Annotated in this window: 16 protein-coding genes, 2 pseudogenes and 1 riboswitch; of the genes and pseudogenes, 4 read left to right on the forward strand and 14 right to left on the reverse strand. The window is 39.2% G+C overall.

The annotated features are described in order from the left end of the window. Positions 1-162 precede the first annotated feature (162 nt). Positions 163-1,259 (forward strand): annotated as a pseudogene (gene dinB / locus DYY67_RS02770) (DNA polymerase IV). Here the strand turns inward: dinB and DYY67_RS02775 are convergent. From DYY67_RS02775 to DYY67_RS02785, 4 genes are read right to left on the reverse strand one after another with little or no spacing between them, the layout of a single operon-like run. Next, positions 1,256-1,741 (reverse strand): hypothetical protein, encoded by a 486-nt coding sequence (locus tag DYY67_RS02775; protein WP_166390575.1) that lies wholly within the window; start codon positions 1,739-1,741, stop codon positions 1,256-1,258. The pseudogene dinB and the gene DYY67_RS02775 overlap by 4 nt on opposite strands. Continuing rightward, the gene (gene artG / locus DYY67_RS02780; protein ID WP_255492694.1) at positions 1,719-2,672 is read right to left on the reverse strand and encodes a thaumarchaeosortase; all 954 of its coding nucleotides are present in this window, start codon (positions 2,670-2,672) and stop codon (positions 1,719-1,721) included. The genes DYY67_RS02775 and artG overlap by 23 nt, the downstream gene beginning before the upstream one ends. A gap of 36 nt (positions 2,673-2,708) precedes the next feature. Next, on the reverse strand, positions 2,709-2,906 hold the full coding sequence (locus tag DYY67_RS11450; RefSeq protein ID WP_320415933.1) for a hypothetical protein: 198 nt from the start codon (positions 2,904-2,906) through the stop codon (positions 2,709-2,711). Continuing rightward, positions 2,821-3,777, reverse strand: a complete 957-nt coding sequence (locus DYY67_RS02785; RefSeq protein WP_320415934.1) for a hypothetical protein — start codon at positions 3,775-3,777, stop codon at positions 2,821-2,823. The genes DYY67_RS11450 and DYY67_RS02785 overlap by 86 nt, the downstream gene beginning before the upstream one ends. A 181-nt stretch (positions 3,778-3,958) precedes the next feature. Here DYY67_RS02785 and DYY67_RS02790 point away from each other — a divergent pair, with 181 nt between their 5' ends. Then, a complete protein-coding gene (locus tag DYY67_RS02790) occupies positions 3,959-4,315 on the forward strand; it encodes a hypothetical protein (RefSeq protein ID WP_320415935.1) in 357 nt (118 codons plus the stop codon). Between the two features lie 36 nt (positions 4,316-4,351). On the opposite strand, the gene DYY67_RS02795 is transcribed toward DYY67_RS02790, so the two are convergent. The 8 genes from DYY67_RS02795 to DYY67_RS02825 all read right to left on the reverse strand — a co-directional run bounded on the left by DYY67_RS02795 (position 4,352) and on the right by DYY67_RS02825 (position 9,363). After that, entirely contained in the window at positions 4,352-4,927 is a 576-nt protein-coding gene (locus DYY67_RS02795; RefSeq protein WP_166390926.1) for an endonuclease dU, read from the reverse strand. A gap of 386 nt (positions 4,928-5,313) precedes the next feature. Continuing rightward, positions 5,314-5,949: an EF-Tu/IF-2/RF-3 family GTPase gene (locus tag DYY67_RS02800; RefSeq protein WP_320415936.1), complete on the reverse strand. Its 636-nt coding sequence runs from the start codon at positions 5,947-5,949 to the stop codon at positions 5,314-5,316. Beyond that, positions 5,936-6,235 (reverse strand): hypothetical protein, encoded by a 300-nt coding sequence (locus tag DYY67_RS11455; protein ID WP_320415937.1) that lies wholly within the window; start codon positions 6,233-6,235, stop codon positions 5,936-5,938. The genes DYY67_RS02800 and DYY67_RS11455 overlap by 14 nt, the downstream gene beginning before the upstream one ends. A gap of 115 nt (positions 6,236-6,350) precedes the next feature. Further along, positions 6,351-6,665 (reverse strand): DUF190 domain-containing protein, encoded by a 315-nt coding sequence (locus DYY67_RS02805; protein ID WP_166390577.1) that lies wholly within the window; start codon positions 6,663-6,665, stop codon positions 6,351-6,353. Then, positions 6,662-7,045 carry a fluoride efflux transporter CrcB gene (crcB, locus tag DYY67_RS02810; protein ID WP_255492695.1) on the reverse strand — a complete coding sequence of 128 codons (384 nt, stop codon included), beginning with the start codon at positions 7,043-7,045 and terminating at the stop codon, positions 6,662-6,664. Before crcB ends, DYY67_RS02805 begins: the two co-directional genes overlap by 4 nt. A gap of 110 nt (positions 7,046-7,155) precedes the next feature. Beyond that, positions 7,156-7,698, reverse strand: a complete 543-nt coding sequence (locus DYY67_RS02815) for a hypothetical protein (protein WP_166390581.1) — start codon at positions 7,696-7,698, stop codon at positions 7,156-7,158. Continuing rightward, the gene (locus DYY67_RS02820) at positions 7,646-8,662 is read right to left on the reverse strand and encodes a cupredoxin domain-containing protein (protein WP_166390583.1); all 1,017 of its coding nucleotides are present in this window, start codon (positions 8,660-8,662) and stop codon (positions 7,646-7,648) included. Before DYY67_RS02820 ends, DYY67_RS02815 begins: the two co-directional genes overlap by 53 nt. A gap of 7 nt (positions 8,663-8,669) precedes the next feature. Beyond that, a riboswitch (Fluoride riboswitch) is annotated at positions 8,670-8,750 on the reverse strand. Positions 8,751-8,823: 73 nt separating this feature from the next. Continuing rightward, on the reverse strand, positions 8,824-9,363 hold the full coding sequence (locus DYY67_RS02825; RefSeq protein ID WP_166390585.1) for a YbhB/YbcL family Raf kinase inhibitor-like protein: 540 nt from the start codon (positions 9,361-9,363) through the stop codon (positions 8,824-8,826). 106 nt (positions 9,364-9,469) lie between these two features. On the opposite strand from DYY67_RS02825, the gene DYY67_RS02830 reads away from it, so the two are divergent. Further along, complete coding sequence (locus tag DYY67_RS02830) at positions 9,470-9,805, forward strand: hypothetical protein (RefSeq protein WP_166390587.1); 336 nt, start codon at positions 9,470-9,472, stop codon at positions 9,803-9,805. Continuing rightward, positions 9,766-10,542 (forward strand): hypothetical protein, encoded by a 777-nt coding sequence (locus DYY67_RS02835; protein ID WP_166390589.1) that lies wholly within the window; start codon positions 9,766-9,768, stop codon positions 10,540-10,542. The genes DYY67_RS02830 and DYY67_RS02835 overlap by 40 nt, the downstream gene beginning before the upstream one ends. Here DYY67_RS02835 and DYY67_RS02840 read toward each other — a convergent pair whose 3' ends face one another. Both DYY67_RS02840 and DYY67_RS02845 read right to left on the reverse strand, forming a co-directional pair. Beyond that, entirely contained in the window at positions 10,543-11,196 is a 654-nt protein-coding gene (locus tag DYY67_RS02840) for a class I SAM-dependent methyltransferase (RefSeq protein WP_166390591.1), read from the reverse strand. A gap of 255 nt (positions 11,197-11,451) precedes the next feature. After that, positions 11,452-12,253 (reverse strand): annotated as a pseudogene (locus tag DYY67_RS02845) (helix-turn-helix transcriptional regulator). Between the last annotated feature and the right edge of the window lie 25 nt (positions 12,254-12,278).

The following is a 12,278-nucleotide window of genomic DNA, read 5'->3' on the forward strand; positions in this document are numbered from 1 at the left end:
TATTTATCAATAAGATCGGTATTTAGATGTAATTTGAAAAAGAAGACGCTCACACTTGCCAGTCATACCAGAATATAATGAAAAAATGAATTAATTCATTTAATGAACAGTATAAAATCGCTTTACAATAATGTAATAAGTAAAATCACACTAGAAAAACTTGTGAGTCACAGAGTCGTCTTCCACATTGATTTTGATTATTTTTACGCACAATGCGAAGAATTGAGAACCCCAGAGTTGAAGACAAAGCCGGTTGCCGTATGCGTATTCTCTGACAGAGGGGGCGACAGCGGGGCCATAGCAACTGCCAATTACATAGCAAGAAGATACGGGGTAAAATCCGGAATGCCCATAAAATTTGCAAAAAGAAAGCTTGAGAATGTACCCGAGGCAACATTTCTTCCTACAGATTTTGACTATTATTCAGAGATTTCAGAGAATGTGATGAATTTGATTAGAAAATATGCAGATGTTTTTGAATACGTAGGACGAGATGAGGCATATCTTGACGTTACAAAAAGAACAGAAGGCAACTTTGCAAATGCCGCACATCTTGCCCAGCAATTAAAGAATGCGGTTCGCGGCAATACAAAACTTTCATCAACTGTCGGAGTTTCAGCAAACAAGCTTGTGTCAAAGATAGCTTCTGATTTTAAAAAACCTGGACGGCCTTACAGTAGTAGAGCCAGATAAAATCGAGTCTTTTCTTGATCCACTACCAATCAAGGTCATACCAGGAATTGGGAAAAAATCTGAAGAAAAATTCCATGAAATGAGCCTCCAGACAATATCAGATCTGAGAAGATTAGACGTGTTCTCGCTTAACAGCCTGTTTGGACGAAAGACTGGAACCTACATTTACAATGCAGCAAGGGGAATTGATGATGAACCGGTATCTCCAAGAGCAGAAGCCCATACAATATAGCAGAATCATAACATTAAAGCAAGACACAAAAGATTTTGAGTTTTTATCAAGAGACTTGGAACAACTCTGTTCTGACGTGCATGAAGCAATTGTAAGAGACAATCTTGTTTTCAAGTCAGTAGGAATACAATTTGTCCAAGAGGATCTGTCAAACAGAACAAAGTCCAGAATGCTGAAAAACCCAACGTCCAGTTTGGAAGAATTGAAAAAAACTGCACTTCAATTGCTCAAAGAATCCCTAGAGGATCAAAGACTGCTCATCAGAAGACTGGGCGTAAAAGTTTCTGATTTTTCAGAAGTTGCAGGACAAGTGAACATTACAAGATTTTTTTAATGTTCAAGCCCTACATGTGTTGCAAGTCTTTTATGCTCATCAGGAGTAATCCACTCCACTTGCAGATAATCTATTATCTCATGATGTTTCATGCCTAGTCGTTTTGCCTCTTCAACGGCTACAATATAGGCCTCAATTTCAGTTGGCCTGTCCACATATGAATATGATTTATCATACAAGTCTAGACCCTGTCTCTGTTGTTTTACATGTACAAGTTCATGTACAATGTCAAGATAGAGAATTATCTTGTCAGAGTTTTTCAGGTGGTTTAATCCAATAACAATTGTGGCATCTTCATTTTTTACGTGCATATAGTGACTGCTTGTGTCCACAATTACCTTTGTCTTTGAAAAGACATCATCAAGTTCTGTGTTTGAGCCAAAGATCTTGCGTAAAATTTCAACTTCCTTTAACCCATCAAAAATATCTTCTATTTCGTATGTTCCCTGATTTACTTCTCTATTGATTTTTATCGTATTCATGTTCTGCAATTTTTATTTCATTTTTTTTTAATCGCTTTGTTTCCACATATGTGACAATGAGTAAAAAGACAAAGAGCCACGGCAGAAACATTATCTCGCCTGCAATACCATGAAACGATTGAAATTCATTTACGTTAGTAGATACTTTGAGTACAAATAGCGAAAGAGACAGGATTCTGATTACATTTACTCCGACCGTTCCAACTACTCCAAGTGCAAAATAAACGGCCTTTCTGTTTCTTGGAATATTCATCTTTAGCAAAAATGCCATCATGACAAGAGAATAGATTATCATACTATGAACTCCTGCGGATGGCCAGAACACCTGAAGTGCAAAGGGGCCATGATCACCACTTAGGAACATGATGTTTCCGTGTGCACTGGCAATTCCCAGATTAAAGGTTGTTATCAAAAATACATCTAACTTTACAAGATAAGGTACAACATACTGTAATGGACCAAGTGAGTCATACGGAAAGAATGCATCAAGTGATAGAATTATCGCAGTACCAGCGGCATAGATTGGGCCTGCTGGCGATATTCTTATCCACCTCTTGCCAAAAAGTATGGTCAGTGTAGCTACAAAGAAAATTGCAAATACGATAAAGTCCCACATCCAGTCCCACGAATCTAACAATAAGACATGAAACTGTGGCGCAATTGTAGCAAGGTAATTTTTGAGGCCAAATTCAATGGCTACCAAATATACAATGGCCGCTCCTGCTAACGGAATTGCAGCAAAAAGCCTTTTCTTTGGGATCTCAAGTTTTATGCCTATTAATTCTGCTGCAATAAATGCCAATGCAAAGAGAAGTCCTCCCCTGCCTTGGTTCCAACCAAGACTGAACGTATCTGGGAATACTGCCAACGCAAACATTATCGGCGATGCTATGATCGCTATGGCAATAATCATACTTTTGTTTTGCAACAATTAGACTCAAAACGTGTTCAATAAAAACTCTAGCAGTTAGAAATAATCTTTTATCGATTTTTGATTTCTTGCTTTATGCAATTTACTTCTTGCCAGCCATTCTTTCTTGTCTACGCTCATACCTTTGCATGCAAGATCTAGGCCTTGCTCAAAAGTGTATACCATGACTGGTTTTTGTTTTAGCGCCATTCTGACTCCTTCTCTTACTTGCCAGACACCCACCAGGAACTGCATATTCAGGCCTTATCTCTCGAAGTACCATGACTCCTGCCTGGACATTGGCTGCCAAAAGATATTCTGCAACTGCAAGACGTGATGCAAAATGGGCCCCCGCAGTCTCTGGATAATGGGAAAGTCCCTTCATGTCTTCAAAATCAGACCCAAATCCTATGTTTCCTTCCTGATCGTACCATGCCTCTTGCATCTCAAACATCCACCTACTTGGAAACAGAATTACTGCATACAAATTACCGAGATGCTCATAGGTGAAAAGACGGCAGCTGTCAATCTCAGAAAAACTTGTTATTTGTTCAACCATGGATTTTGAAATCATGTCATCGGTTGCAGTTATGCTCCATCTTGTAGGTACAAGTTTTCTATTTTTTCCAAACATTCCAATACTGAAACATTTTTGAATTTTGCTTACCTCAATACCACGATTGTAGAGTTCAAGCACTGCATCTTGTGCCAAAATGTCCTTGTCATAAAACAATTTCTGAATGTTCTTGTCTGAAGACGAATTTGAAAACTTGGCAGTCTTTATTTCACCAACTGGACCAAAAGGCGCATTTTCTCCATCTACAAATAAAGTTGGACGGGTATTTTTTACAAATTCCACTTCAGAATCAGTTGACTGGGACGACATGGCAAGCTCTTGTAAACTTTCAATGTATCTTCCCTGAGGCTCTTTTATCTGAACTGCTTGGATTCCTCTTACCAGCGATAGCCTATAGTTTACGATATCCTCCAGACTCTTTCCAAGCCAAGACTCTGGCAAGTCCATAACTAGCGTGTTGCCATGAACTGGGGGCACCATTGGCCCTACCAAGACCTTTGGATACCCGTAAGAGCCGACAAAAACTGAAGGCGGACTGGATCCTTCCACATAGTTTGAAGAAAAGAGATTGGCATATTTTGAAAGATATTCGTTCCAGTTAGACTCTATGGCTTTTCTTATGTCTGGAGGCAGTTCTGGGCAACTATTTTCTCAGAGTACTTTGTGATTAATATATCTGACATGATCACTTTTGAATTATATTCAACCGTCCTACAATTAGGATCAAAAATTGGCAGATGCAGAATCTTTTGGAATTGAAAAAGGCTACGGTAAGCAGGCTGTAGACTGGATGAACGAAGAGGCAAAGAAGTTAGATTTGAAATTCGAGGCAAGGCTGTACGATTATGAGATATCAACCAAAAATTTTGGCAATTTTGAGATGTTTTCATGGATTGGCGGTTCCAAGATTGCACGTGACTTGGTCATCAAAGCAAGCAAACGATTTAGAATAAAGGTCATAGAAGGCGGATACACTCCAATACGGTTGGTCATCAAGGTGTCATCACGCAATGAATACGGAATTGTTCGAAAGGGAGATCGCGTGTATAGGACAGATCGAGTTTACATCTTCGCGATTAACAAATAGCAAATGGGTTGTAAGCAAGGAAGAACGAAAGTAGGGTCAGGATTTCAAATCAAGTTCTGCCTTGGCAAGAATTTGTGCGACTCTTAATGGTTCAGGTATTGCGCCTTGCAACGTAAATGCGTCAAGTAGTTTTTTTGCTTCTTTCATGTCACATCCTTCCACCCGGAGGTAAATGTCATGTTTTGTGTGCAACGATACCTTGGTCCTTGTACCGAGATTTTTGTACTGTTTTATTTTTGATTCGCAGGAATTTGGAAAATGGTGTCTGATTGCATCTTCTATTCCATCCGACTCTTCATAGGTGACACCGATAATTGGCATATTGGTATTTTTCCAGAGTTTTTTCATGTCAACTATATTATACATGGAAATAATCAGTCCTGAGACCAAAATGAAGCTAATATCATCACGGTCTAGCTTTTCATACATTGATATGATAACATCAGTTGCATCGTCTCCCTCAACTGTGGCACTACCAAAAACAAATCCATCAATTACAAAATCCCTACGCATGACAACTCCTGCCAATTTTGATTTTAAATCAGTCTCACGAAAGCTCTCTGCAATGGCTAATCCACGTAAGCCTTTTTTCTCAAGCCGGAGGTGATTCATTTCTGTCTCTTTTTGCAAATTTCTTATAGACCAACCCTGTTACGATAACAGAGATAGCTGTAATAGATGACCACGAGATAAAGGCGACCATATCAAAATTAGCCATGTATGACAACCGTGTCATTTACAGATATTTTAGTTCATGTCATGTTCTATTTTTCAATGCAAGACATCAATCCAGTTAAATATTTAACCAAAACAAACTCTGTCCGTTTTGCGGCCAGTTTTGTTCGTAAATCTGTCCGGAATTTTGTGTCATGGAGTATACTTGGGTTTCATTCACATTTTACATACGTGTATCCAACTCATAAGATTGTTGAAAAAAGAATTTGAGAGGAAACGGTAAAAACAGTTGATCTAAACAGGTATGTCTACACTACATACCATTACGTGATAATCTGTCCGCTTCCCACTATACGTATTGTCTGCGATTCAGGTTTTAGAATTACGCAGATATCATTTTTCACAAATGATGCAGGTTTGTTGAGCGAAAGTTTCATTGGTTTAAGAGAGACTATTTTGGCAGCCCTTGTCTGCAAGCCTATATTGACAAGAAATGTCTGATTTTCTGTCAGATTATCCTTGAAGAATTTATTTTGCAAGTAATCCAGTGCGATATCTTGTGATATAGTAACTTCATCCCCTATACACAATTGGTCTCCTCTTTGAACATCATCTGATACAATTCCCTTAACAGCAAGCCCGACTCGTGCTGGGGATACTGCCTCTTCTACCGGATCATCGTGCATCTGGATTGACTTTATCACGACCTCGTCTCCTTTTGGCAGCAGCTTGAGCTTGTCATATGCCTTGATTTTGCCTTGAGCAACTTTGCCAAGTATGACTGTTCCTACACCTTTTACATCAAAACAATGATCAATTGGAATTCGTGCATTTCCTTCATGAGATACTGGTTCGAGGGAATCCATTTCTTTTTTAAGATCTGACAGTTCCACCAGTTTGTATTGCTCCACAACAGTTCCCTTTATCATCAAGAGGAGTTTTTCTCTATCTACCTTCATAAGAGTGAGTTAACAAGCCCTTATTCTTTTTGAGCACATCAAGGGCTACAATCTGCTCACCTGTAAACTTGTCAAGCTTGGATACATGAAAAATGACATACTCCCCCATGTTTATTGCCTGAAGAAGTGGAGGAATCTTTTCTGGAAACCCCGTAGGTATGGTCCATGTCTTTACAAATCCTGCGTCTTTTTTATCATATATGGTAATATCAGTGGCAGTCCCTTTTTTGCCAAAATCCTTGGCTACAGATTCATCTCCAAGTAACGTATAGTTGATCGATTTCATTTTACTTGTGAGAATTGGCAACTAGTAAAATATCTTGTGGAGTTGCATCAAAAACAGATTATACATTACATGACACGGTACAATAAACAGACAAGACAGATTTTATCGAGTTGTACTATACCACGCCTGTTTTATGTACAGTAACAAGTCCGTTATCTCCAATAATTTCTTTAATCTCTGGCAATATGCTCTCGATTTTTTCTAGATCATCTATTACCTCAATTATTAACGGCATGTTAACTGATATTCCCTCTATTTGGAAATTTGATTTTCCGCGCTTACCATACCCTGAGACTCCTGTCCACACAGTAGCTCCTGAGATGTTCCCTTTCTTTAGAATATCCAATATCATGTTATGAACGCGTTTTCCTTTGAATGTATCATTACGCTTTATCCTTATCACAAGAGACCACATGTCCAGAGTTCTCATCTAAATCCCCCTCCTAGAATAACACTCGTTAGAGCCCTGCCGCCAAATATTGCTCCAAGCGACAATCCTACATTAGTCATGACATTAACTGCGACTATGATGTATTGTTTGTTATCAATTAGATTTGAAGTTTCAAGCGCAAATGATGACATGGTTGTTAGTCCTCCGCAGAACCCTATTGCTACAAGCAATGCATATTTTTCATCAAGATTCCATTGTTGCGAAAAGACCGCAAATGCACCAAGAATAAAACTTCCAATTACATTTACAATCAATACGTTTACGGGTAATGCACCAAGTAGCAATGGAGATTTTGTGATACCATACCTTAGGAAAGTTCCAGCCGCTCCACCCACTGCAAGAAATACCAGTTCTATCATTTTCATACCTGACTAGCGCATTGGTTACTTAAATTAACTACATTTTGGGTTTTGATTTTTTTGCTCATTTGTATATCAATTCTCTACATGTCTTACCTAGTCACCAGAGATCATATGGGTGATTTTTTCTCAAACGTCTTATTGCTTTTATGTATAGTTTGAACACTTTTTTCTGATCTTTTTCCTTTGATCTTAAGGAAGTATACCCCTGCTATAGCTATCCCAGCAGGTACAAAGAACATAGGCATAAGCCACCACGAGATCTCCAAGTTTCTTGCAGGTTCTACTATTGGCATGTTCATGTTGCTCATGCTAGAGTTTCCTTGTTTAACTATAGTAGAATACTGCACCGACTGTCCCGTATGAGCAACATCGTCAAACTCAAATGTCACAGGACCTGGGTTGTCAAATTGGAAATACTGGTATGCGCCTCCATACTGTGTCGAGTCATCAACCTTGTACAACTGTTGTCCATTTTGGGTAATTGTAAATACATAGTGAGCAGGTATTGCCAGAAATTTGATGTTGTCATAGATCTGGTATACGAAGGTAATCTTTTGCCCTGTTGTGATGTAGTGAGGCTCCCAATCAAGGTCCATTTCATATGCTCTGTCTTGAGTGAGGCGCACAATGGGAAACTTGGTAATCTTCATGTCCTTCTGCATCGGTAGGGACGGGTTGTGCTTGCTGCACTATGACAAAACCTTGCATCCAGGGATGTATTGTACAAAAGTACTCAAATGTACCTGCTTGTGTGAACTTGTGGGTCCACGATTGTCCAATGTTGATGTTTCCGCTATCAAAAAGACCATCTGGCAGCCCTACGCTATTTCCAATAAGGCCTGCTCGCCCTGCAGACTTGCCGCTTGTTACAGTATGAATCTCTTTATCTTGGTTTATCCAAGTTACACTTTGATTCACACTTATTGTGACAAACGGTGGTTGGTACCAAGTTGGCGCGGCAGTATTGTAGTTTGGATCATATGCGCCATATGGGATGGTAATTACTTGATTTGTTTCTGCAGGAGCTTCTGATACTGCAGTGTGATAGCTGTATTTCTGGCCAATGGTTATCTCAACTATCTCATTTGGTCCGGTCCATTCAGTGATGCTGGTGTCTGGCATGCCTGCACCTTGTAGTTGCACCTGAAAGTTGATTGGACTTACATTTTGTAATGAACCTGTAACCTGTATGTCTTTTCCATTGACTGCAAGGGCAGACTCGTTTGAAAGCAACAGCATGCCATTGCTATCCATCTGTTGTGCCCTTATGCCATAATGTTCATACGGAATCAGATTTCCATGAGGATCAGTGAATGCTATTTGCAGAGCAAGTGGTTGGTCTGCTTCTATTTGTGTAGAGGTTATTGTAACGTGAACCGAACCGTCTGAAGAGACACCTTTTGCTACCACTAGTGAGTTGCCAGATTCAGTTTGTGCAAATGCTGTACCATGCATCAGATACAAGCTAGACAATACAGAGATAATGGCACTAACTACAAGAATGTCTTTAAAGATTCTATTGGTTTTGACGTATGACAGAAGCGAGATGTCTGTTATTGATGAAGCTATTCTTGTTTTTTTGGTTTTGATTTTTGTGTTCATTTGTCTACCCATTAATTTCCATTAGGTAGACATTATCAGCATCAAGCGATGCGGTTTAGAAATTTTTTATTTCAAGGCTAATGTCATAGCCGCGCATTTTGTATTCTACCATGCACATTTATAACTTTTGGTCAGTGTAGATTTGCCTCACACAAATACAATATGTAGGAAAATCAGCTTTTAGAATACATTCCCATCAGCTCAGTCTTGTCTATGACATGTCCATTCATGGCCTGTTCCAGATCACTTCTTGTCGAATTCTGATCAAGATCAAGCAAAGTATCCAAGGCATAGAGTGTAAAGAAATACCGGTGTGTGCCAGACGGAGGACATGGTGCTTTGTAGCCATGCGTTCCAGCGCTTGTAACCCCTTGAGGAAATATCATCTCTTCACCTGGAGAAAATGAGGCCTCATTAGTAGAAATGTTCCACATTACCCAATGCGTAAATGGTCCCTTTGGCGCATCAACATCGACAACAGTTAGTGCAAGGCTTTTTGCAGTTTGTGGAACACCAGATATTTCAAGTGGTGGCGAGATACTGTTGCCGTCACACGTATATTGTGATGGAATTGTTCCACTGTTTTCAAATGCAGAACTTGACAATACAAAAGACGAATTGTGTCCAGTTTGGAAAACATTTTCCTGTATGAGTATAGTAGATATTGTAAAAATGATGGCAGAGACAAGTGTCAGATAAATCCAAGATCGCATGTGAACGCTAGGCTCTGCTTTTAAATAAATTAACTCAAAAAAACCCTTTTTAAAAACAGGTCATGTGATTACAAGATTTTAATAGATTTAGAATAGAACCAGAACTGTGGTAGTAGACGTAGTTAGGACAATCAACAGAGTGGGCAAGTGGTCTTTGAATAGAGCGGTAGGAAGAAGGAGGCCCATAATTGCAGTTTTTAGTCTTACCCATTATTGTAATTATTACTGTCCCATGTGTCCATTTGGGGATTCAGACAAGCAAGGCCAGATAAAACTTGCAAGCAAAAACGACCTAACAACTGATCAATGGAAGCAGATTTTTGACAAAGTTGCACAATATTGCATTTGGTCCATAATAGAGGGAGGAGAAGCCTACAAGCAGGCCGGATTTCATGGAGCTTCGTGCGGTATGTGTACGGCCTCAAATTGCCAATTACATTGATTACAAACTGTTCATTGTTGCATACAATTGATCTTGATGAGCTGAAAAACTACATCCAGTTTATCACATGCAGCATAGATTCTGTGTTTGAGGAATCCTACTGCAAAGTTCGCGGAGTTACGCCGCAGATGTATCAGCGCGTAATGCAAAACTTGCAATTGTTGACAGATCACAAGGTTCCACATTATTTTAATTCGGTCATAACCAAGTTTAACACAAAAGAATTCATTGACAAGTCATATTTTAAGAGGGCAAAAGAGCTCGGTGTCAGTTCAGTTTCTCTTACATTTGTAGAAGACAGATCAGATGTGGATTATTCCTTGCTTCCCGACAGGGAGACCATTGTGAAGGTTTGCCAGAGTGTACTAGAACACATACACAGTAAAGAAGACCCTCAAGTGATGATACCTCCACAGTACTTTGAGCAGATAATCGAGCATGGACGCGGAGTATATGACGAGTGCGGAGTCTGGAAAAGCATCTTTGTAAACGGAAATGGCACAGTCATGGTGCCATGTTGGAAGTATAGCAAACCTGAGAACACATACAACCTGCTTGAAAAGAGCGTGGATGAAATATGGAGCGCACCACAGTGGGAGATTGCAAAGACATGTCATGACTGTGAAGTGTTGGGATGCATATGGTATTCTTCCCAGCCTGTAACTACTTTTGCCCAAAACTATATGCGAGGACTATCCAAGATGATCAACCAGCGCGTCCCAGATGTACAAGTCTAGTTATTTTTTCGCAACAATCAGATCTACTTTATAGTTAAGATTCAGTCTTGAATTTACATTTAATTTCCATGGAATAAAACTAGGGCGATTTGTTCTCTGAATTAATCTAAATCCTGCATTCCTCAAGTGCAGCCTTAACTCTTCTGGGCCTGTTTTTGATTTTACCGAATCTTTTCCTCGTTCAAAATCATATGGGTCAGACAATACGAGAAACTTTCTAGTCTGACGCGAAACAGTGCGCAAAAGCTCTGTCGGTTCAACAATATCAAGCAAGTTTAAGGCAATTACCAGATCAAACTTTCTATTCCCAAAAGGGGCGTTCAGCGAGTCAGCCACCACAAAATCAGAATTTTTCCTCTGATTCTTCTTTGCTTCCAGGATTCCGTAAAATGATTTATCGATTCCAAGTACATGCAAGTTTTGTTTTGCAGATTCTCGTGTTACATGTCCTATTGAACACCCATGTTCCAACACCAAATCACATCTAGGCAGTTTTTGAAGTAAATCTTTAACATGAGCGTAAAATTTTGAGCCCGTACTACGTTTGTAAATCCCACTCCAATTTCTTTCAAGATTTGAAGTATCCTTTGATGTGGGAGATATTTTTCCAAGGGCAGACTTTACAAATGACTTCATCTTTTGAGACTTTGCCATTAGCATCAGCTGTCCTCCCAAAGTCATCCGAATTGATAAGTATGACGAAAAATTGTCCAACATGAAAGGTATTGATGATATCACTGGATAACTGTGACCGCATTTTACACAGTTGAGAAATCCCTCCTGCAGCTCATCATCAGATATCAGTGGTTCAGTTGATAGATCAGACTTGCAATTTATGCAACGCAAATATTTGGCAGTAAAGTCAAACAATGATATTTCAGAATATGTTACAGATTAAATTTATACTGTTTACTCTTGAATTTTGCTTTCCTGAAACAAGTCAGAGTTATACCAGCAATATCTGAAATAATCCAAGCACCATTCGTGGAACAGAGGATCTGCACTGTAAAACATCTCACGCATATCGGTGATACCATCCATGGTTGGAAAACCAACACATGCTTCTTTCTCATTTAATACTACAATCACATTTGTACCGGCTCTCATTTTTCGCTCAACCAGACCTTTGTCAAGTAAAGATTTCATACCTAATTTTTTGAGCAGGTCACGTCTGCCTTTTGGAACTATGACAGATTCTGAAAAGATGTAATGTAGTTTTATTCCCTGTTTTACTTTGATCAAAAGCGGCTCTATTAGATCAAGTGGCACTTCGGTAAAAATCTCATAAACAAATTCATCTGCATTTTTATAAATTGACTTCCACTGCTCTAGTACCTTGACAAATCCTTTAACCTGTTGTCCGCCTGCAAGTGCACCTATTCTTTGCATAAACTTCATTGGAATATCTCCAAAGTCGTGACTTTCAAAATATTTCCTGTTCTTAGAAAGAAATAGCAGTGGACGGAACCTGCGTACATATTGTTTTGCCATAGGTAGTAAGATCATACATGCCATCACGATCCTTTACAATCAACCCTGCAGATGCAAGCCGCTCAAAATTCCTATGAACTTCCTGAACCGTAGCATGTAGTTCTTTTGCCATGTTTGAAATCTTGGATTTTTTCTCTAAAAGTTTGAAGATTATGTTCAGGCGTTGTTCGCTTGCAAGTTCAAGAAAGTCATTTGCGGCATTTTCATATATGTCAGCCACTGACAGAACTTCATCAAGTTATTTA

This window comes from Candidatus Nitrosotalea sp. TS (assembly GCF_011319465.1).
In the GTDB taxonomy this organism is placed as follows: domain Archaea; phylum Thermoproteota; class Nitrososphaeria; order Nitrososphaerales; family Nitrosopumilaceae; genus Nitrosotalea.